The 20844-nt window shown below is 72.5% G+C and carries 17 protein-coding genes and 3 pseudogenes; 13 read left to right on the forward strand and 7 right to left on the reverse strand.

Going from position 1 to position 20844, the window contains the following annotated elements:
• Window positions 1-42: 42 nt before the first annotated feature.
• Together QQS16_RS14085 and QQS16_RS14090 are read right to left on the reverse strand one after the other, a co-directional pair.
• On the reverse strand, window positions 43-720 hold the full coding sequence (locus QQS16_RS14085) for a TetR/AcrR family transcriptional regulator (protein ID WP_286062003.1): 678 nt from the start codon (window positions 718-720) through the stop codon (window positions 43-45).
• A gap of 192 nt (window positions 721-912) precedes the next feature.
• Window positions 913-2505 carry an MFS transporter gene (locus tag QQS16_RS14090; RefSeq protein ID WP_286062004.1) on the reverse strand — a complete coding sequence of 531 codons (1593 nt, stop codon included), beginning with the start codon at window positions 2503-2505 and terminating at the stop codon, window positions 913-915.
• Window positions 2506-2701: 196 nt separating this feature from the next.
• On the opposite strand from QQS16_RS14090, the gene panB reads away from it, so the two are divergent.
• The 3 genes from panB (at window position 2702) to QQS16_RS14105 (ending at window position 5585) form a co-directional block, all read left to right on the forward strand.
• Window positions 2702-3577 (forward strand): 3-methyl-2-oxobutanoate hydroxymethyltransferase, encoded by an 876-nt coding sequence (gene panB / locus QQS16_RS14095; RefSeq protein WP_286062005.1) that lies wholly within the window; start codon window positions 2702-2704, stop codon window positions 3575-3577.
• 167 nt (window positions 3578-3744) lie between these two features.
• Complete coding sequence (locus QQS16_RS14100; protein WP_286062006.1) at window positions 3745-4770, forward strand: ATP-binding cassette domain-containing protein; 1026 nt, start codon at window positions 3745-3747, stop codon at window positions 4768-4770.
• Complete coding sequence (locus tag QQS16_RS14105; RefSeq protein WP_286062007.1) at window positions 4767-5585, forward strand: ABC transporter permease; 819 nt, start codon at window positions 4767-4769, stop codon at window positions 5583-5585. Before QQS16_RS14100 ends, QQS16_RS14105 begins: the two co-directional genes overlap by 4 nt.
• 82 nt (window positions 5586-5667) lie before the next feature.
• Here QQS16_RS14105 and QQS16_RS14110 read toward each other — a convergent pair whose 3' ends face one another.
• On the reverse strand, window positions 5668-10122 hold the full coding sequence (locus QQS16_RS14110; RefSeq protein WP_286062008.1) for a BTAD domain-containing putative transcriptional regulator: 4455 nt from the start codon (window positions 10120-10122) through the stop codon (window positions 5668-5670).
• 305 nt (window positions 10123-10427) lie between these two features.
• Between QQS16_RS14110 and QQS16_RS14115 the strand changes: the two genes are divergently transcribed.
• Complete coding sequence (locus QQS16_RS14115) at window positions 10428-11228, forward strand: site-2 protease family protein (protein WP_286062009.1); 801 nt, start codon at window positions 10428-10430, stop codon at window positions 11226-11228.
• Between the two features lie 39 nt (window positions 11229-11267).
• On the opposite strand, the gene QQS16_RS14120 is transcribed toward QQS16_RS14115, so the two are convergent.
• Window positions 11268-11447, reverse strand: a complete 180-nt coding sequence (locus QQS16_RS14120; protein WP_286062010.1) for a hypothetical protein — start codon at window positions 11445-11447, stop codon at window positions 11268-11270.
• Between the two features lie 107 nt (window positions 11448-11554).
• Window positions 11555-12280 (reverse strand): NADPH-dependent F420 reductase, encoded by a 726-nt coding sequence (gene npdG, locus QQS16_RS14125; RefSeq protein WP_286062011.1) that lies wholly within the window; start codon window positions 12278-12280, stop codon window positions 11555-11557.
• Between the two features lie 237 nt (window positions 12281-12517).
• Between npdG and QQS16_RS14130 the strand changes: the two genes are divergently transcribed.
• The 3 genes and pseudogenes from QQS16_RS14130 to QQS16_RS14140 all read left to right on the forward strand — a co-directional run bounded on the left by QQS16_RS14130 (window position 12518) and on the right by QQS16_RS14140 (window position 13861).
• Window positions 12518-13162, forward strand: coding sequence for a hypothetical protein (locus QQS16_RS14130; protein WP_286062012.1), 645 nt, complete (start codon window positions 12518-12520; stop codon window positions 13160-13162).
• A gap of 298 nt (window positions 13163-13460) precedes the next feature.
• A pseudogene (locus QQS16_RS43950) lies at window positions 13461-13607 on the forward strand (MFS transporter); the annotation flags it as partial.
• A gap of 56 nt (window positions 13608-13663) precedes the next feature.
• Complete coding sequence (locus QQS16_RS14140) at window positions 13664-13861, forward strand: hypothetical protein (RefSeq protein WP_286066574.1); 198 nt, start codon at window positions 13664-13666, stop codon at window positions 13859-13861.
• Between the two features lie 271 nt (window positions 13862-14132).
• On the opposite strand, the gene QQS16_RS14145 is transcribed toward QQS16_RS14140, so the two are convergent.
• Window positions 14133-14363, reverse strand: a complete 231-nt coding sequence (locus tag QQS16_RS14145; RefSeq protein ID WP_286062013.1) for a hypothetical protein — start codon at window positions 14361-14363, stop codon at window positions 14133-14135.
• 58 nt (window positions 14364-14421) lie between these two features.
• On the opposite strand from QQS16_RS14145, the gene map reads away from it, so the two are divergent.
• A complete protein-coding gene (map, locus tag QQS16_RS14150) occupies window positions 14422-15279 on the forward strand; it encodes a type I methionyl aminopeptidase (RefSeq protein ID WP_286062014.1) in 858 nt (285 codons plus the stop codon).
• 182 nt (window positions 15280-15461) lie between these two features.
• Window positions 15462-16109, forward strand: coding sequence for a biliverdin-producing heme oxygenase (locus QQS16_RS14155; protein ID WP_286062015.1), 648 nt, complete (start codon window positions 15462-15464; stop codon window positions 16107-16109).
• Window positions 16110-16247: 138 nt separating this feature from the next.
• Here QQS16_RS14155 and QQS16_RS14160 read toward each other — a convergent pair whose 3' ends face one another.
• Window positions 16248-16892, reverse strand: a complete 645-nt coding sequence (locus QQS16_RS14160) for a PhzF family phenazine biosynthesis protein (protein ID WP_286062016.1) — start codon at window positions 16890-16892, stop codon at window positions 16248-16250.
• Between the two features lie 108 nt (window positions 16893-17000).
• Between QQS16_RS14160 and QQS16_RS14165 the strand changes: the two are divergent.
• The 4 genes and pseudogenes from QQS16_RS14165 to efeB form a co-directional block, all read left to right on the forward strand.
• Window positions 17001-18077: pseudogene (locus QQS16_RS14165) on the forward strand (FecCD family ABC transporter permease); the annotation flags it as partial.
• 28 nt (window positions 18078-18105) lie between these two features.
• Window positions 18106-18243 (forward strand): annotated as a pseudogene (locus QQS16_RS14170) (hemin ABC transporter ATP-binding protein); the annotation flags it as partial.
• Window positions 18244-18430: 187 nt separating this feature from the next.
• On the forward strand, window positions 18431-19573 hold the full coding sequence (efeO, locus tag QQS16_RS14175; protein ID WP_286062017.1) for an iron uptake system protein EfeO: 1143 nt from the start codon (window positions 18431-18433) through the stop codon (window positions 19571-19573).
• A gap of 11 nt (window positions 19574-19584) precedes the next feature.
• On the forward strand, window positions 19585-20844 hold the full coding sequence (gene efeB / locus QQS16_RS14180; protein ID WP_286062018.1) for an iron uptake transporter deferrochelatase/peroxidase subunit: 1260 nt from the start codon (window positions 19585-19587) through the stop codon (window positions 20842-20844).

The following is a 20844-nucleotide window of genomic DNA, read 5'->3' on the forward strand; positions in this document are numbered from 1 at the left end:
CCCGCGGGAAAGCGCCCTCTGTGACGAACCGCGCACAAAGGCCTAGGCGGGAGTCGAACTGACGGGCGGTGAACTGACGGGTGGTGAACTGACGGGTGGTGAACTGACGGGCCGTAGTCCTTGCAGGACCGTGTCGACCAGCAGCTCCGACAGGCCCTCGGGAAGGTCGGCGTCCGGACGCATGACGGTGCGCACCAGCATGGGACCGACGACCATGTCGTTCATCAGCTCGACGTCGATGTCGTCGCGCAGTTCTCCGTTCTCCTGCCCGCGGCGCAGCACGCCCATCTGTATCCGGCGGCGGGGCTCCACGACGGTCGCGTGGTACGCGTGCCAGATCTTCGGGCTGCTCTTCATCTGGGCGTGGACGTTGTGCAGGAGGGCGGAGGAACGGGTCATCAGCCCGCGCTGGCGCAGCTGTTCCATCAGGGCCACGAGATCGTCGCGCAGGGAGGTGCCGGGCAGTTCGGGGTCCGGCGGCTCGGCCGTGCGCACGACGTCGACGAAGAGTTCCTCCTTGCCGTTCCAGCGGCGGTAGATGGTCGCCTTGCCGACGCCCGCGGTCCGGGCGATGCGCTCGATGGAGAGGTCGGCGAGCGGCACGCCCTCCTCCAGCAGCTTCATCACCCCCTCGACGACGGCACGTTCCACCGCCTCGTTGCGGGGACGGCCCCGGGTGGGGCCGCCCTCCCCGGGGCGGCTGTCGGCGGGGCTGCTCACGTGGCTGGGTCCCTTCTGTGGCCTGGGGGTGATTCTCCTGGGTGCGCGGGGCGCGGCGTACGCGGGGGCTCGGCGTACGCGGGGCGCGGGGCGTGTACGGGACGTACGCACACCCGGCACCCGTACGCGGGGGGCACACGACGTGTACGGCGTCACGGGGCGCACGGAGCGCCACCGGGCGCCCCGGGGACGCTACTCCGCCGCCACCAACTCCTCATTCTCCTTGTCCCGTTGAGGCGCCGTCGGCTTCCCCGGCAGGTACCGGGCCACCACGACCGCGCCGATCACCGCGACGCCCGCTCCCCACAGCGCGGTGACGTGCATCGCGTGCAGGAAGGCGTCGTTGGCCGGGCCGACCAGGGCCCTGCCCTCCGGGCCCAGCCTGGCGGCCACGCCGAGGGTCGTCTCGATGGACTCGCCCGCGCTGTGCCGCAGGTCGGCCGGGAGCATCCCGAGCTTGTCCTCGATGCCGTCGCGGTACACCGTGGACAGCACCGACCCCAGGAGGGCGATGCCCAGGGCGCCGCCGACCTGCCGGAAGGTGTTGCTGAGGGCGGAGGCGGAGCCGGCCTTCTCGCGGGGCAGGGTCTGCATGATGACGACGCTGACCGGGGTCATGATGTGCGCCATGCCGGTGCCCATGAGGAAGAAGACGACCTCCAGGATCCAGATCGGGGTGTCCGCCTCCAGGGTGGCGAACGCGGCCAGCGTCGTGGCGATGGTCACCATGCCGGCGGTGGTGGTGACCCGGTGGCCGAAGCGGTCGACGAGCAGCCGGGCCCGCGGCGCGAAGATCATCTGGGCGGCGGCCAGCGGCAGCATCAGCAGGCCCGTCTCCAGCGGGGAGTAGCCGCGCACGCTCTGGGTGTAGAAGACCGAGAAGAACGTGACGCCCATCAGCGCGAAGAAGACCAGCGCGATGGCGGCGATGGCGGCCGAGAAGACCTTGTTCTTGAAGTAGCCGACGTCGATCGAGGGATGGTCGCTGCGCTTCTCGAACACGACGAAGGCGACGAGGACGGCGAGACCGGTGCCGATGGTCGCGAGCACGGTGGGGTCGGTGAAGTCGGCGAGCTCGCCGCCCTTGATGATGCCGTAGACGAGCAGGACCAGGCCGACGACCGACAGCACGACGCCGACGGGGTCGAGCCGGCCGGGGTTCGGGTCGCGGGAGTCGGGCACCAGCCACAGCATCAGCGCGACCGCGACGACGACGATCGGCACGTTGATGAGGAAGACCGAGCCCCACCAGAAGTGTTCCAGCAGGACACCGCCGGTGATCGGGCCGATGGCGATGGCGAGACCGACCCCGCCCGCCCAGATGCCGATGGCCTTGGGCTGCTCCTCGCGCTCGAAGACGTTCATCAGGACGGCGAGGGTGGCGGGCATGACGAAGGCGGCGCCGAGGCCCATCACCGCGCGGAAGGTGATGAGCTCGCCCGGCGAGCCGGAGGTGGCGGCCAGGGCGGAGCCGATGCCGAACACCACGAGACCGCCGAGCAGGACCTTCTTGCGGCCGAGCCGGTCACCGAGGAGTCCGGCGCTGAACAGCAGGCCGGCGAAGACCAGGGTGTAGGAGTTGATCGCCCACTCCAGCTCGCTCTGGGTGGCGCCCAGACCGGTGGGGGCGGGGGTCGAGATCGTCTTGATGGCGACGTTCAGGATCGAGTTGTCGAGCACCACGATCAGCAGGCTCAGCATCAGCACACCGAGGATCGCCCAGCGGCGCCGGTGCACCGCCTCGGGTACGCGGCGCTCGGGGACGCGGTCGGCAGGAGAAGTCATGCCGCCAAGCCTAGGACAATTTCGATACGGCACCGTCTCGTATCGTATATCTTTTACCCAGGTCTTACGTGCGGCCCCGCCCGTGCCGTCTCGATCACAGGGGCCTCCCCTAGCCCTCGCCCGTACGAGGTGCCACCATGGAGGTGATCCGGGGACGCCGTCAGGGCGCCTCGAGATGACTGAAGGAGCCGTTGCCATGACGCAGCTCTCGGCTGCCCAGACCGCCACGGCGGGCCCCTCCGACGGCAGCAAGGCGCTGTACGGGGGCAAGAGCACCCGCCGCATCACCGTCCGCGACATCGCCGCCGCCAAGGAGCGCGGCGAGAAGTGGCCCATGCTGACCGCGTACGACGCGATGACCGCGTCCGTCTTCGACGAGGCCGGGATCCCGGTCATGCTGGTCGGGGACTCGGCGGGCAACTGTCACCTCGGGTACGAGAGCACCGTGCCCGTCACGCTCGACCAGATGACCATGCTGTCCGCCGCCGTCGTACGGGGCACCTCGCGCGCCCTGATCGTCGGCGACCTGCCCTTCGGCTCCTACCAGGAGGGTCCGGTGCAGGCGCTGCGCTCGGCGACCCGGCTGGTGAAGGAGGCCGGGGTCGGCGCCGTCAAGCTGGAGGGCGGCGAGCGCTCGCACCGGCAGATCGAGCTGCTGGTGGAGTCCGGCATCCCGGTGATGGCGCACATCGGCCTCACCCCGCAGTCCGTGAACGCCATGGGCTACCGCGTCCAGGGGCGCGGCGAGGAGGCCGCCCAGCAGCTGCTGCGGGACGCGAAGGCCGTCCAGGACGCGGGGGCCTTCGCGGTGGTCCTGGAGCTGGTTCCGGCGGAACTGGCGGCCGAGGTCACCCGTGTGCTGCACATCCCGACCGTCGGGATCGGCGCCGGTCCGGAGACGGACGCGCAGGTCCTCGTCTGGACCGACATGCTCGGACTGACCGGCGGCCGGGTGCCGAAGTTCGTGAAGCAGTATGCGAACCTGCGGGAGGTCATGGGGAACGCGGCGAAGGCGTTCGCCGAGGACGTGGTCGGCGGAACGTTCCCGCTGGAGGAGCACAGCGTCCACTGAGGCCCCCGGCCCACTGAACCACTGCGGCACCATGGCAGCCCGCCGATCTTCCCCCGTCGGCGGGCTGCTCCCGTCGGGGCTTCGCCCGCACCGGCTGTCGGCGGGGTGTGCGGCTCTGTCGGTGACATGTCGGTGGTCTGTCGGCCGGCCCTGACAACGTCGTCCCCATGACGCGAACCGACAAGAACCCCAGGGGTGCCGACAGCGCCGTGACCGTGCGGGGGCTGGTCAAGCACTACGGCGAGACCAAGGCGCTGGACGGGGTCGACCTGGACGTGCGCGAAGGCACCGTGATGGGCGTGCTCGGGCCGAACGGCGCCGGCAAGACCACCCTCGTCCGCATCCTGTCCACCCTGCTCGCCCCCGACGCCGGCCGGGCCACCGTCGCCGGCTACGACGTCGTCCGCCAGCCCCGCCGGCTGCGCCGGACGATCGGGCTCACCGGACAGTACGCCTCGGTGGACGAGAAGCTGCCCGGCTGGGAGAACCTGTACATGATCGGGCGTCTGCTCGACCTGCCCCGCAAACAGGCCCGCGCGCGTGCCGACGCGCTGCTGGAGCGGTTCTCCCTCACCGAGGCGGCCCGGCGGCCGGCGGCGACGTACTCCGGCGGGATGCGGCGGCGGCTCGACCTGGCCGCGTCGATGATCGGGCAGCCGTCCGTGCTGTTCCTCGACGAGCCCACCACCGGTCTCGACCCGCGCACCCGCAACGAGGTGTGGGACGAGGTCAAGCGGATGGTCGGCGAAGGGGTCACCGTGCTGCTGACCACCCAGTACATGGAGGAGGCCGAGCAGCTCGCCTCCGAGCTGACGGTGGTGGACCGCGGCAAGGTCATCGCGGGCGGTGCCATCGAGGAGCTGAAGGCGAAGGTCGGGGGCCGCACCCTGCGGATCCGCCCGGTCGACCCGCTGCACCTGCGGCCGCTCGCCACCGCGCTGGACGACCTGGGCATCACCGGACTCGCCACCACCACCGTGGACACCGAGCGCGGGACCGTCCTGGTCCCGATCCTGAGCGACGAGCAGCTGACCGCCGTGGTCGGCGCGGTCACCGCGCGCGGCATCACGCTCTCCTCCATCACCACCGAACTCCCCAGCCTGGACGAGGTGTTCCTGTCCCTCACCGGCCACCGTGCCAGTGCCCCGCAGGACGCCGCGCCCGCCGACGACCGCCAGGAGGTCGCCGTATGAGCGCCACGACCCTCAGCCCCTCCGACGTCGGCGACGGCGGTATCCCGCTGCGCGCCCACCTGCGGCACACCGGCGCGCTGGTCCGCCGCAACCTGCTGTGGATCCGCCAGGACCCGGAGTCGATGTTCGACGCCGTCCTGTTCCCGGTCATCTTCACGCTGCTGTTCGTGTACGTCTTCGGCGGGTCCATCGGGCAGTCGCTCGGCGGCGGCCAGGAGGCGTACGTGCAGTACGTCGTGCCCGGCCTGATGGCCATGATGGGCATGAACATGGCCCAGGGAGTGGGCACGGGCTTCAACCAGGACTTCAACTCCGGTGTCATGGACCGCTTCCGGTCCCTGCCCATCGGGCGCGGCTCGGTGCTGTTCGCCAAGATCGCGGTGGAGCTGATGCGGATGCTGTTCGCGACCGTGGTCCTGATGATCGTCGGCGTCCTCGTGGGCTTCCACATCACCGACTGGCCCGGTCTGTTCGCCTCGGTCGGGCTGTCCGCCGTCTTCGGCTCGGCGCTGATGTGGGTGTTCCTCACCCTCGGCGTGATCATGAAGAACGTGCAGTCGGTGCAGGCCATGGGGTTCCTGGTGCTGATGCCGCTCCAGTTCGGCTCGTCGATCTTCGCGCCGACCCAGTCGATGCCGGGATGGCTGCAGAACTTCACCGACTACAACCCGCTGTCCTCGCTCGCCGACGCGGCCCGCGGAATGATGGTCGGCGGCCCGGTCGCGCACGACCTGTGGGTGACGCTGGGCTGGTCGGTGGCCCTGACGGCGGTGATGGCACCGATCGCGATCCACAAGTTCCGCACCAAGAGCTGACCCGTCGGGGCGGACGGGGGTGGGGCGGGGCCGCACGAGGGCGCGGGAACGTACGCCTCGGACTCCCCAGCGGACGTCCGCGTCAGACCAGGGCGGCGGCCTCCTTCACGGAGAGGCCGTCGCCCTCCGCGTACGCCGCCCGGTACGCCTCGTCGCCGAGCGCGGTCCGCGTGTGGCGCTCGGCGCGGTCGTGGATCTCGCGTTCGATGGCCGACAGGACGTGGCCGGGCGGCAACAGCGCCTCGGCGGCACCGAGGCACCGGGCGGCGTCGGGGGCGCGGCGCCCGCCGTCGACACCGGCGAGGGCCATCGCCGCGGCGAACAGGCAGGTGGAGCGCATCTGCGGGGCGATGGCCTGGGACAGCGGGTCGCCGGCCCGCTCCAGCGCCCGCCGGACCTTGGTGAGGGCCTCCTCGTACCGGGCGTCGACGGCGTCCAGCCAGGCCTCCGCGCCCAGGATGAAGGCGTCGAAGACGACGAAGTGGGAGATGCTGAACTCCTCCCGTGTCAGCCGGAGTTGTTCGCGCGCCTCGGTGATCCGGCCGCTCAGGCCGAGCCAGCCGGCGAGGAAGAGCCGGGCGGCGGGCATCGCCTCGCCGCCCGCGCCGTCCTCGCCCCTGATCACCTCGCGCAGCAGTCGCTCCCCGCGCTCGGCCTCGCCCGCCTCCAGCAGCGCGCTGCCCAGACGGGCGGTGAGCACCGCCATCTGGGCGCGGGCCCCGAGGCGTTCGGCGTGCTCGATGGCCCTCTCGTAGTCGACGGCGGCACGACCGTGCTCGCCCTGCCGCTCATGGGCCTCGCCGCGGGCGGCGAGCGCCTCGGCGGTGCCCCAGAGGTCCCCGAGCCGCTGGTAGATCTCCAGTGACTCGTCGGCGTCGCGGACCGCGTCGCCCGCCCAGTCCGTGCGGTTGGCGAGCAGGTTGGCCCGCATGTGAAGGCCGGCGGCGAGCTCCCACTCCAGTCCGGACGCGCCGCGGCAGGTGCGGACGGTGGCGTCGAGGATCACCCGCACCCGGTCCATGTCGCCGGTGAGCATGACGGCGTAGAACCAGAGACAACCGGGCGTACGGCAGGTCTGCGGAAGGCCGGGCTCGTAGGACTCGGAGATCACGCGCAGCTTCTGCTGCGCCTGCGGAGTCTGCCACGCGTCCAACTCGGTGTCCATGCAGGCGAGGTGAACCAGGTGGACACCGCGCCGGGCCTCCTGGAGGACCTCGCCGGTCCAGGGCGGCGGCACGTCCGTGCAGCGCTCCCACAGCGGGGCGGCCGGGCGCGCGGGCGGGGCGAAGGGATCGGGGCCGAGGGTCTGCGCCTCGCGGGACCAGGTACGGGCGGCCAGGCGCTGGTCGCGCATCTGCCAGTACCAGGCCATCGACAGCACCAGGCACAGCGCCTCCTGCTCGTCCCGTGCGGCGACGGCGTGTTGCAGCGCGGCACGGAGGTTCTCACTCTCGCGTTCGAGCGTTGCGACGGCGGCGAGCTGACCCGGGCCACGCAACAACGGGTCGGTGGTACGGGCGAGTTCGCGGTAGTACGTCAGATGCGCGCGCTCGGCCGCCACGCGCCGCCCGGACTCGTCGAGCCGTTCGCCCGCGTACTCGGCGACGGTCTCCAGCAGCCGGTAGCGCATCTCGCCGCCCTCCCCCGAAGGGGCGGCCACCACCAGGGACTTGTCGACCAGCGATGCGAGCGCCTCCAGGGCGACCGGGCCGCACACGGCCTCGGCGGCGGCGAGGTCGCAGCCGCCCGCGAACACCGACAGCCGCCGCAGCACGTCGCGTTCGTCCTCGTCGAGCAGGTCCCAGGACCAGTCGACGACGGCCCGCAGCGTCTGCTGGCGGGGCAGGACGGTACGGCTGCCGGAGGTGAGCAGGCGGAAGCGGTCGTCGAGCCGGTCCGCGATCTGGCGGGGGGTCAGCAGGCGCAGGCGGGCCGCGGCGAGCTCGATGGCGAGGGGCAGTCCGTCGAGACGGCGGCAGATCTCCGCGCAGGCGTCGGGATCCTCGTCGACCCGGAAGCCGGGCCGGGCCGCCGCGCCCCGCTCGGCGAGCAGCCGCAGCGCGACCGGTTCCGGCAGCGGCTCCACCGGCCGCAGCAACTCCCCCGGTACGCCGAGCGGTTCACGGCTGGTGGCCAGCACGGTCAGGCCGGGGCAGCGCTGCAGCAGTTCCTCGACCAGCCGGGCGGCCGCCTCGACGACGTGCTCGCAGTTGTCCAGGATGATCAGCATGCGCCGCCTGCCGCAGTACTCGGCGAGCCGCTCGACGGGGTCGTCCTGCCGCTCGCCCCCGGCCCGCATCGCCTCGGCGCCGGCGCCGTAGAGCACGGTCTCGCGGGCGCCCACGGCGGTGAGCACGGCCTCCGGTACGGCGCTGGGGTCGTCCACGGGAGCCAGCTCGACCAGCCACACCCCGTCCCGCGCCACACCCCGCACGGCCTCGGCGGCCTCCTGCGACAGCCGCGTCTTCCCCGCCCCACCGGTCCCGAGCAACGTCACGAGCCGGGCCCCCGCGAGATCCCCCCGGATCGCCTCGATATCGGCCTCCCGCCCCACGAAGGAGGTGAGACGGGCACGGAGGTTGCCGGGGAGCGGGGGTGTGGGGGTGGCAGTGCCCGTTCCCGGGCCGCCGGGGGACGCGGGGATGGGCGTACCCGTTCCCGGGGCGGCCGGGGCGTGGGAGCCGGGGGTGCTTGTTTCTGGAGTGGCCGGGGCGTGATCGCGGAAGCTGGGGGCCGGGGGTGCGTCGGCGCCGGCGGACGCGGAGGTGGAGGTGCCCGTTCCTGGAGCGGCGGGGGCATGGTCGCCGAAGCTGACGCCGAGGGCGTGGATGCCGGAGGCCGGGGGGCGTCCGGCGCGGCTCGGCGTGTGGGGGCCGGAGTCCTGGTGCCGGGGCTCGGCCGCGCGGGGCCCGGGCTCAGGGCCGCGGCCTGTGCGCACGGACGCAGGGTGCCCGGACCCGGCCCCGCCGGGACCCGCCACAGCCCCGCGCTCTCCGGGTCCCGATGCACGACGTCCGGGCTCGACCCCACCGGGACCAAGCCCAACCCCCAACTCCCCGGGCTCGGCCACACGGGACCCCGACTCAACCCCGCCCTCTCCAAGCCCAGCCTCACGACGTCCGGGCTCGACCCCACCGGGACCCGGCACAGCCCCGCCGCCTCCTGCCCCGGACCCGGGAAGTCCGGCCTCGGCGCCGCCGGCTTCCCCCTCAACACCGTGCTCCCAAGGCCCCGTCCCACGCGGCCCGTGCTCGGCCACGCCAGGTCGGAACTCAGCCCCGGGGGCTATGGGCTCGGCCGCGCGGGTTCCAGGTCCGGTCACACGCGGTCGGGGCTCGACCCCACCGGGTCCCGCCACAGCCCCAGGGGCTCCGGGTCCGGACCCACGAAGTCCGGGCTCGCCCCCGCCGCGTCCCGGCTCGGCCCCGGAATCTTCGGGCTCGACCCCGCGTAGTCCGGGACCAGCCCCGCCATGTCCGGGTTCAACCCCGCTCCCTGCGGACCCGGTTCCACGAAGCCCGCGCTCGACCCCGCCGTCTCCGGGTTCAACCCCGCTCCCCCCGGACCCCGACCTCCGGAGTCCGGGCTCAGCCCCGAGGGCTCCCCGCTCGGCCCCGCCCTCCCCAGGCTCGGTCGCGCGGGTTCCGGGATCAGCCGCACGGCCTCCGGGCCGGTGCCCAGGGGGTCCGGGCTCGGCTCCGCCGGGACCCGGCACAGCCTCACTGCCTCCTGGCCGGTGTCCACGGTGTCCGGGTCCGGACGTGCGGGATCCGGCCCCCCCGCTGCCGTGTCCGTGCCGGACCGCGTCGTCCGGGCGCAGTAACCGCGCGTGCAGGGCTCGCAGTTCCGGGCCCGGGTGGGCTCCGAGCTGCCGTGCCAGCAGTCGGCGTACGTCCTCGTAGGCGGCCAGTGCCTCCGCCGTGCGGCCCGTGTCGCGCAGGGCGCGCAGGCGGAGGGCCTGGAGGGACTCGTCCAGGGGGTGGCTGTCGCACAGGGCGGTCAGCTCGGGCAGGGAGTCACCGGCCCGGCCGAGGGCGAGGGCGGCGGTGTGGCGGGCCCGCAGCACGTCGAGGCGGCGGGCCTCCCAGCGGGCCGCCTCGGCGGTGCGGCCGGGCAGGTCGGCGAGGACGGGGGCGCGCCACAGGGCGAGGGCGTCGTCCAGGACGACGGCCGCCTTGGCGGGGTCCCGATCGGCCAGCGCGCGTCTGCCGTCGGCGGCCAGCCGCTCGAACCGGTGCAGGTCGACGTCGTCCGGTGCGGCGGTGAGGCGGTAGCCGCCGTCCACCGAGGCGACCGCGTCCGCGCCCAGCGCGCGGCGCAGCCGGCCCACGAGTGCCTGGAGCGCGCCGGTCGCGTCGGCGGGCGGGTCACCGTCCCACACCTCCTCCACCAGGAGGCTCGCGGGGACGGTACGGCCGGGCCGCAGGGCGAGCACGGTCAGCAGCGCACGCAGCCGCGTCCCGCCGACCGGGAGGGGGGTGCCGTCGGGCCGGAGTGCCTGCGTGGTGCCGAGGATGCGATAGCGCACGGGGTCCATTGTCTCTGCCGGCGTCGGTGCCGGTCACGGGGTTCCGCCGGTGCGGCGGCGAGACCGGGAGCGGGGACCGTGACGGGACACGGGGGACCGGGCTGGAGACACGTCACGCGCGCGGGGGCGGGACCGGGCTGGAGACACGTACACGCGCGGTGCGACAGGACCGGGCGGAGACCCGCCCCACGCCCGATCCGTCCCGCTCCGGACTCCCGGCTTCCCGGAACCCGGAGGGGACCCGGAGACGTTCTCGTCGTAGGCCCGGTACGGTCGGGCAGTCCCACCGCGTGCCCGACTGTCCAGGGAGTCCCATGACCACCGCCACCACCCGCCACAGCGACCGGCGGATCAGTCCCGTCTTCGTCGGGATCGTCGCCGTCACCGCGGTCACCGGCTGGGCCGCCTGGACCGGGTTCGCCGAGCAGCCCGGGCTGGCCGTGTTCCTGTTCGTGACGGGCGCCTGGATCGTCTCCCTCTGTCTGCACGAGTACGCGCACGCGCGCACCGCCCTGCACAGCGGCGACATCTCGGTCGGCGCGAAGGGCTATCTCACCCTGAACCCGCTGAAGTACACGCACGCCCTGCTCAGCATCGTGCTCCCGGTGATCTTCGTGATCATGGGCGGCATCGGGCTGCCCGGCGGTGCCGTCTTCATCGAGCGGGGGCGGATCCACGGGCGGTGGCGGCACAGCCTGATCTCGGCGGCGGGCCCGCTGACGAACGTCCTGTTCGCGATCGTGTGCACGGCCCCGTTCTGGCTGGACGCGCTGGACGGGGTCCCGCAGGACTTCCGGTACGCGCTGGCCTTCCTCGCCCTGCTCCAGGTCACGGCCGCGCTGCTGAACTTCCTGCCGATCCCCGGCCTGGACGGCTACGGCGTGATCGAGCCCTGGCTGTCGTACAGGATCAAGCGCCAGGTGGAGCCGTTCGCGCCGTTCGGCCTGCTGTTCGTGTTCGCGCTGCTGTGGGTGCCGGCCGTCAACAGCGCGTTCTTCGACGTGATCGACACGCTCCTGAAGAGCCTCGGGATCAGCGAGATCGACTCGTACTGCGGTCAGGACCTGTACCGCTTCTGGCAGGAGTCGAACGAGTACTGCCAGATCAGCCCGTGACCGCCGGCCGGACCAAGCCATGACCGCCGGCCAGCCCGGTCACCCCGTGACCGACTTCCGGACCTTCTCCCGCTTCACGTAGTACCAGCACATGTTGGACGACAGTCCCGCGAGCAGCACCCACACGATCCCGAGGAAGCTGCCCTGGACGAAGGAGACGACCGCCGCGGCCACGGCGAGGACGCAGACGACGAAGGCGTAGAGGGCGAGGCGGGGCATCGGGACCGTTCTCCTGTCGAGGGCTGGCGCGTGCTGGCGAGCACGGTGGGGGACTGTCGGGGCCGTCGGGGGACACCGGCCCGTGCCGACCAGTGTCCCCCATGCGCTCAGACGTCCGTGACGCGCAGCCCGGCGTGCGCCTTGTACCGGCGGTTGACGGAGATCAGGTTGGCGACCAGGGACTCCACCTGGTGCGCGTTGCGCAGGCGTCCCGCGAAGACTCCGCGCATGCCGGGGATACGGCCGGCCAGCGCCTGGACGATCTCCACGTCGGCGCGCACCTCGCCGAGGACCATGACGTCCGTGTCGATCTCCTCGATCTCCGGGTCCTGGAGGAGCACGGCCGACAGGTGGTGGAAGGCGGCGGTGACCCGGGAGTCCGGCAGCAGGGCGGCGGCCTGCTCGGCGGCGCTGCCCTCCTCCGGCTTGAGCGCGTAGGCGCCCTTCTTGTCGAAGCCGAGCGGGTTGACGCAGTCCACGACGAGCTTGCCGGCCAGTTCCGCGCGCAGGGACTCCAGCGTCCTGCCGTGCCCGTCCCAGGGCACGGCGACGATCACGATGTCGCTGCGGCGGGCGGTCTCGGCGTTGTCGGCGCCCTCGACGCCGTGACCGAGTTCCTCGGCGGCGCTCCGCGCACGGTCGGCGGCGCGCGAGCCGATGATCACCTTCTGGCCGGCCTTGGCGAGCCGGTAGGCGAGGCCCTTGCCCTGCGGGCCGGTGCCGCCGAGCACGCCGACGACGAGTCCGGAGACGTCGGGGAGGTCCCAGGGATCCTTGGCGGGGGCCTTCGCGGGGGTCTCGTCGGGCTGCTGCGGGCTGTCGGTAGAGGTCATGGGCCGACTTTACGTCCGCCCCGTGCGCGCCCGCCGCCCAGGTGAGCCGCGTCACGGGCACCCGCCGCGGGACGACCGGGACGGCGACGGCGGCCACGACGGTGACGGGCGGCAGTGACGGCGTCGGTCGGCAGGGGGCACTCCCCGCCGGACAGGAGACCGACCGCTTGCCCAAGTTGGGCGAATTCGGGGTGAACCGGGGGCCGGGAACGCCCGATTGCGGCAGGATGCGGCCGTATGGATGCCGTACGGGTCGCATTGCTGCGCGAAGTGCTCGCCGGGACCGAGTGGTTGGGGGCGACGTGCCGGTTCGCGGCGGCGCTGCGGGGGTCCGTGGTGTCGCACGGTGGAGGGCTGCTGCTCGTGGGCACGCCGGAGTACGAGCCGTGGCATCTCGCGGCGCATCTGGTCGACGAGGCGGCCTGGTCGGGGACACCGGAGCTGGCCCCGACGCTCGTACGGCATGCCGCGCGCCCCTCGGATCCGCCCCATCTCGCGGTCGGACCGGGCAGGCTCGCCGCGGCCCGGCGGGGTGAGACGTTGCTCGTGGTGTCGCCGGCGGAACCGGACGCTCCGCTGCTGGAGGGGGTGCACGACGCCCGACGGGCCGGCGCCACGGTGCTGGCACTCGGCGGAGGCAGAGGCGGAGACGGAGACGGGAGCGGGAGTGGCCGCGGGAGCGGGAGCGAGCTGACGGCGCTGGCGCACGAGGCTCTGACCGTGCCGGACGGCTCGGAACTGGACCTGGACACCGTGCAGCACCTGGTGAGCGCGGCGGCCGGGGAGCACGCGGTGCCGACCCCCCGCGGGCAGCGGCGCCTGCGGGACCGGCTGTCCAGACTGACCGACGCGTTGACGGCACCACCCCCTCCCCGCTGGTGACTCCTCCGCCCACCCACCGGCCGCGCCCGGTCCCCACCCACCGGACCCACCCGGTAACCCGCACCGCGCCCGGCCGCCTTCCCCCCTGCCCCGTTCTCCCCTTCCACCCTTCCACCCTTCCACCCTTCCCCCCGCCCCGAGCCGGCTCCGGCCCCGGTCCCTGCGGACAAGCGGTTGCCCCCGATGAACCCTCGGCCGACCATGGCCCCTCGTGACCGACCACGCCACGGAGCCTTCCGCAGCGCCCTCCGAAGCCCCTCCCCCGGGCCCCTCGGGGCTCCGCGCCCTCCTCCCGGACCTGGCCCCCTGGCGGGCCTCCGTGGACTTCCGGAGGCTGTGGCTGTCGGGGCTGATCACGAACTTCGGAAGCTTTCTGACCTTCGTCGCGCTGCCGGTGCAGATCAAGGAGCTCACCGGGTCCGCGGCGGCGGTCGGGGCGATAGGGGATCGAGCTGCTGTCCTACTCGGTGGGCCCGCAGCTGGGCCAGGTGGGGGGGCGGCATGGCCACCTGGCGAGGTGTACGGACGTCGGTCTGGTCGGGCGGGCTGCTGTGCGTGGGCGCGGTCGGGCTGCTGGCCCTGTGCCTGCCGAAGCTGATGACGTACGACGTGCGGACCGACGAGCACGCGAGGCGGCTGCGCGAGCAGCGCGCGGGCGCGGGAGCGGCGGGGACCGACGCGCCCCCGGCGGGCGCCTGATCAGTCACCGGCCGGCCGTACGGCCGCACGCCCTGGTCGGGCGTCCTCCCGCCGGGATCAGCGGGACCGACGGGGATCAGCCCACCCGCGACAGCCGGACCGGCCGGATCAGCCGGACCGGCCGAGAAACCCGACCGGCCGGAGAAACCGGACCGGAAGGGAACAACCGGCAAACGGAAACAACCGACCCGGCCGGTCAGCGGGACCGGCGGATCAGGCGCACCGGCGAGTCGGGCCGTCCCCGTGCGTCGGGCCGCCCCCCGTCTGCCGCTCAGTCGTCGTCCCTGCCCGCCGCCGGTGCGTCGTGCCAGTTCGGGTCGTTCTCCCACTCGAGGTTGCGCTCGCGAGCCGTCGCCATCGCGTGTTCGGCCTCCTTGCGGGTGGCGTACGGGCCGAAGCGGTCCTTGGCCGGGCATTCCGGCCCCTCCTCGACCTTCCTGTGCTCCAGGCAGTAGTACCACTCGCCCGGCTTGCCGACCGTGCGCTTCTTGAACAGGGCCATGACCAGCTCCTCTCGCCACCGACATGTTCCCCCATGGCCGCTGGTTAGACTCGCGGGCATGTCTGGCCAGTCGCTGCTCGTACCAGGGGAGCTGTCCCCCACCCGTTCCGTACCCGGAAACATCCGCCGGCCCGAGTACGTCGGCAAGCCGGCGCCGACGCCGTACACCGGACCGGAGGTGCAGACGCCCGAGACCATCGAGGCGATGCGCGTCGCGGGCCGGATCGCGGCGCGCGCGATGGCGGAGGCCGCGAAGCTGATCGCGCCGGGCGTCACGACCGACGAACTCGACAAGGTGGCGCACGACTACATGTGCGACCACGGCGCCTACCCCTCCACCCTCGGCTACCGCGGTTTCCCGAAGTCCCTGTGCACGTCGGTCAACGAGGTGATCTGCCACGGGATCCCGGACTCGACGGTGCTGCGGGACGGCGACATCGTCAACCTCGACGTGACCGCGTACATCGGCGGGGTGCACGGTGACAACAACGCCACGTACCTCGTCGGCGACGTCGACGAGGAGAGCCGGCTGCTGGTGGAGCGCACCCGGGAGTCCCTCGAGCGCGCGATCAAGGCGGTCAGGCCGGGCCGTCAGATCAACATCATCGGCCGGGTCATCGAGTCGTACGCGAAGCGGTTCGGGTACGGCGTGGTCCGGGACTTCACCGGCCACGGGATCAACTCGTCCTTCCACTCCGGGCTGATCGTCCCGCACTACGACAGCCCGCACGCGACGACCGTCATCCAGCCCGGGATGACGTTCACGATCGAGCCGATGCTGACGCTCGGGACGCACGAGTACGACATGTGGGACGACGGGTGGACGGTCGTGACGAAGGACCGGAAGCGGACGGCCCAGTTCGAGCACACGCTGGTGGTGACGGAGTCGGGCGCGGAGATCCTCACGCTGCCGTAGTCCTCACCCTGCCGCAGTCCTCACCCTGCCGTTCGTCCTGACGCCGCCCTGGCCCATGAGCCCGCTCTCTTCGGAGGGCGGGCTCTTTCGTATGGGGGTTCGGCGGACTTTCCGGGTACGGTTACCGACAGAGAGTCGGCAAAGCATTGACTTAGGTAAGCCTAACCACAGAAAATCGGGCCATGGACTCCTTCTCGACAGTCATCCGCACCGCCTCCCACGAGCAGCACGTGGAGGCGGAGACCTCGACCTTCATGAGCGACCTGCTCGGCGGGCGGCTGGGCGTGGACGCGTACGCCCGCTACACGGAGCAGCTGTGGTTCGTGTACGAGGCACTGGAGGCCGGTGCGCAGCGGCTGGCGTCGGACCCGGTGGCCGGGCCCTTCATCCAGCCTGAGCTGTTCCGGCTGACCGCGCTGGAGCGGGATTTGGCACATCTGCGCGGTTCCCACTGGCGGTCGGAGCTGTCCGCGCTGCCCGCGACACGGGCGTACGCGGACCGGGTGCGGGAGTGTGCCGAGCAGTGGCCGGCGGGATACATCGCGCACCACTACACGCGCTACCTCGGCGACCTCTCGGGCGGCCAGATCATCCGCGACAAGGCGGAGAAGACCTGGGGCTTCACGAGGAAGGGCGACGGCGTCCGCTTCTACGTCTTCGAGGAGATCGGCAACCCGGCGGCGTTCAAGCGCGGTTACCGGGAACTGCTGGACGCGGTGCGGGCGGACGAACTGGAGAAACAGCGCATCGTGGCGGAGTGCAAGACGGCGTTCGCCCTGAACACGGGGGTCTTCCGGGCCCTGGGCGAGGAGTTCCGGCTGTCCGCGTGAGCGGGCCGGGGAACGAAGGGGCGCGGCCAGGGCGGACCGGATGCGCATGGGGCTCCTCGCGAAGCTGAGCGGTCAGGGCCAGAGGCCCCGTTCACGACCGCGCGCACACGCTGTTCCACCCGTACGGCGGCGCGACGGTCACCGCTCCAGAAGCACCCGGCCGCCGACCTCCACCCAGCCGCCGGGCTGCGGAGCGGTCAGGATCTGGGAGCCCGCGCCCTGGGTGATGTTCAGGGCGCGGCCCAGCCGGTCGGTCAGCAGCAGTGCCGCGGCGCCCGTCGCCTCGTCCTCCTCGATGCCGTCGTCGCGGCCGGGGAAGGCGCGGGCCCTGACCCGGCCGGCGGCCTCGTCCTCCCACGCCCAGGCGTAGATCCACTCCCCCGGCGGCGGCACGGACAGGTCGTCGACCTCCGCCGCGGTGCCGTACCGGCGCAGCGTGCGCGGCGGGACCCACTCCGCCCGCGCCTCGATCCAGCTGAACTCCCCGTCCAGCCGGGCGCCCACCACCCCGGCCGGCGTGACCAGCTCCGGCACGTCGAGCAGCCAGGCCGTCCCGACGCAGGGATGGCCCGCGAAGGGCAGACGCAGGGTCGGGGTGTAGATGTCGATGACACCGCGCTCCGGATCGTCGACGAACACGGTCTCGCTGAACCCGAGCTTCCCGGCGAACGCCTGTCGCTCCGCGGGATCCGCCAGCACGGAGCCCTCACGGACCACGCCCAGTTCATTGCCGTAGCCGCCGTTCGCCCCACAGAAGACACGCAGCACGTCGTAGTCAGTCACGCGGGCATTGAAGCATTCGGGGGACGGCGGGTTCGTCGTGGGCCTGACATGCGGGGACGGTCCGAGCCGGACATGTCGAGGAACGGCGAGGTAAGGCTAACCTAAGCTATGCCGCATGACCGTACTGGAGAAGGCCGCGCCGGACACCGCGGCCCAGTCCCGTCCCGCGGACGGCGTTCCGTGACCTGGCCGCTGACCGCCGGGCTGCTGGTCGTCCTGCTCGTCCTCGTGCCCGTCGCGGCCGGGATCGGGGCGTATCCGGTGCCGGTGGGGGACGTGCTGGGCTCCGTGCAGCACCGCGTCGGGGCGGGAGGTACGGAGTTGGACCGGGTCGCCGAGTCGGTGCTGTGGAACGTCCGTTTCCCGCGGATCGTGCTGGCGCTGCTCATCGGGGCCTCGCTGGGGTGCGCGGGCGCCCTGATGCAAGGGGTGTTCGGCAATCCGCTGGCCGAGCCGAGCACCATCGGGGTGTCCCTGGGCGCGGCGGTCGGCGCGGTCGCCGCCATCTCGCTGGGGCTGGACTTCCTCGGCACCTGGACCCTGCCCACGATGGCGTTCGTCGCCGGCCTGGGCACCGTGCTGATGGTGTACGCGATGCCCCGCTCGGGCGGCCGTACGGAGGTGGTGACGCTGATCCTCATGGGCATCGCGGTGAACGCGTTCGCCGGGTCGCTCATCGGGCTGTTCATCTTCCTGGCGGACACGGCCGCGGTGAACCAGATCACCTTCTGGCAGCTCGGCTCCCTCGCCCAGTCCACCTGACCCAAGGTGCTGGCGGTGCTGCCGTGCGCGGCGCTCGGGCTGGTCGTGGCGCCGCTGTACGCGCGGCGTCTGGACCTGCTCTCGCTCGGTGACCGGCCGGCCCGGCATCTGGGGGTGGACGTGGAGCGGCTACGGATCCTGCTGATGTTCGTCGTCGCGCTGCTGACGGCCGCCGCGGTGAGCGTCTCCGGGGTCATCGGCTTCGTCGGTCTCGTCGTCCCGCACCTGCTGCGCATGGTCGCGGGGCCGGGACACCGCTTCCTGATCCCGGGCAGCGCGCTCGGCGGTGCGGTGGTGCTGCCGGCCGCCGACCTCGCGGCCCGCACGATCGCCGCCCCCGCCGAGCTGCCGCTCGGGGTGCTGACCGCCCTGCTGGGCAGCCCGTTCTTCTTCCGGCTGCTGCGCAGGACCCGGCGCCGGCAAGCCGCCGCCCCGCCCGCATCCGCCCGTCGGCCGGATCGCCGCCGAGGGCCCGCCCGCCGAGGTGTTCTCCGACCGACTGCTCAGCGAGGTGTACGACCAGCCCGTCGAGGTGCTGCCGCATCCACGCACGGGCGAGGTCCTGGTGACGCCCCGTCGGGACGCTTGACCGCTGCTTGACCGCCGCATGAGCTCCCTTTTTGGCCACTGTGACCAGGGCGTGCTCATACAGCGTCCATGAGAGCTGAATCACCATCTGGGCCGGTATCGCAGAGGAAAACCTCGGATACGTTAGGCGAGCCTCACCTTATGTGAGGCGCGTCACGCGTTCCTTTCGGCCATTCCCTGGAGCCCGCATGCGAGCCGTCAGATTCTCCGCTCTCACCGCCGTCGCGACCGCGGCGGCGCTGGCCGCCGTCACCGGCTGCACCGAGAAGGGCGGTTCGGCGGAGGGCGACCGGGTCGTCAAGGTGACGGCGACGGACGAGACGTGCGAGGTCTCGACGAAGGAGTTCCCGGCCGGGCACGTCGAGCTGGCCATCGAGAACAAGGGCTCCAAGGTCACCGAGGTCTACCTGCTCTTCCCGGACGACCGGATCGTCACCGAGCGGGAGAACATCGGCCCCGGCACCCAGCAGAAGGTCACCGCCGAGGTGAAGGCGGGCGACTACCGGATCGCCTGCAAGCCCGGCATGAAGGGCGACGGCATCCGCCAGGACGTCAAGGCCACCGGCGGCACCGTCGCCCAGCGCGACCCGCGCCTCGACAAGGCCGTCGCCGCCTACCGCGCGTACACGCAGCAGCAGGCCGACGAGACGCTGCCGCTCGCCCGGACCTTCGCCAAGGCGGTCCAGGACGGCGACCTGGAGGCCGCGAAGAAGGCCTACGCGCCCTCCCGCATCGGCTGGGAGCGCACCGAGCCGGTCGCGGAGTCCTTCGGTGACATCGACCCGAAGGTCGACGTCCGCGCGGACGGGCTGGAGGAAGGCCAGGAGTTCACCGGCTGGCACCGCCTGGAGAAGGCCCTGTGGCAGGACAAGAAGATCGGTGCCGAGGAGAAGACCCTCGCCGGCCGGCTGATCACCGACCTCGAGGACTGGCAGAACCGGGTCGGCAAGGCCGAGATCACCCCGACCTCCATGGCCAACGGCGCCAAGGAGCTCCTCGACGAGGTCGCCACCGGCAAGGTCACCGGCGAGGAGGAGCGCTACTCGCACACCGACCTGGTCGACTTCAAGGCCAACGTCGAGGGCGCGGAGAAGGCGTACGCGCTGCTCAAGCCGGTCGCCAAGGAGAACGACGCGGCCCTGGTCACCGAACTCGACCAGCAGTTCGCCGCGTTGAACGCACTGCTGGACAAGTACCGCGCCACCACGTCCTCGTACGACTTCACCTCGTACGACAAGGTCGGCGACGCCGACCGCAAGGAGCTGTCGGACGGGGTCAACGCCCTGGCGGAACCGCTGTCCAAGCTCGCCGCCGCCGTCGTCGTCAAGTAGGGACGCCCATCATGACGGACCCGGACAGCACCTCGAACACGCCCTCCAGGCGCGCGCTCATCGGCTGGGGCGGTGCCGGGCTCACCCTCGGTGCCGTCGCGGCCGGCGGCGCGGTGGCGATGGCCCGCACCGGCGAGTCCGCCGACGCCGCCCCGGCCGGTGCCGCAGCGGGCGCCGCGGTCGCCTTCCACGGCGCCCACCAGGCCGGCATCGCCACGCCGGTGCAGGACCGGCTGCACTTCGCCGCGTTCGACGTGACGACCGACGACCGGGCCGCTTTCGTGCGGATGCTGAAGGACTGGACCGAGGCGGCACGGAAGCTGACCGCCGGACAGGCGGTCGGCGAGGGCGCGTTCGGCGGGCTCGCCCAGGCGCCGCCGGACGACACCGGCGAGGCGCTGGGGCTGAAGCCGTCCCGGCTGACCCTGACGATCGGCTTCGGACCGTCGCTGTTCGAGAAGTTCGGGCTGACCGGCCGGCGGCCGGCGGCCCTGGTCGACCTGCCGCGGTTCGCCGGTGACAACCTGGACCGCGACCGCAGCGGCGGCGACCTGTGCGTCCAGGCGTGCGCGGACGACCCGCAGGTCGCGGTGCACGCGATCCGCAACCTGGCCCGGATCGGCTTCGGCAAGGTCGTCATCCGCTGGTCGCAGCTCGGCTTCGGCAAGACCTCCTCGACCACCCCGGACGCGCAGACCCCGCGCAACCTGATGGGCTTCAAGGACGGCACCCGCAACATCGCGGGGACGGAGACCGGGCGGCTCGAGAAGTTCGTGTGGGTGGACCCCGCCGACGGTCCCGCGTGGATGAGCGGCGGCTCGTACCTCGTCGCCCGCCGTATCCGCATGCACATCGAGACCTGGGACCGCACCTCGCTCCAGGAGCAGGAGGACATCTTCGGCCGCGACAAGGGCGAGGGGGCCCCGATCGGCAGGGCGAAGGAGCGCGACGAACCGTTCCTGAAGGCCATGCTGCCCGACGCGCACGTACGCCTCGCGCACCCCGACACCAACCACGGGGCGACGATCCTGCGCCGCGGCTACTCCTTCACCGACGGCACGGACGGCCTGGGCCGGCTGGACGCGGGGCTGTTCTTCCTCGCCTACCAGCGCGACGTCCGCACGGGCTTTGTCCGGATCCAGCGCAACCTGGCCACGGACGCGCTCAACGAGTACATCCAGCACGTGGGTTCGGCCGTGTTCGCGATCCCGCCCGGCGTCCGCGGCGCGGACGACTGGTGGGGCAGCACGCTGTTCTCCGAGGAGGCCTGA

Origin of the sequence: Streptomyces sp. ALI-76-A (assembly GCF_030287445.1) — a bacterium.
Taxonomy (GTDB): Bacteria; Actinomycetota; Actinomycetes; order Streptomycetales; family Streptomycetaceae; genus Streptomyces.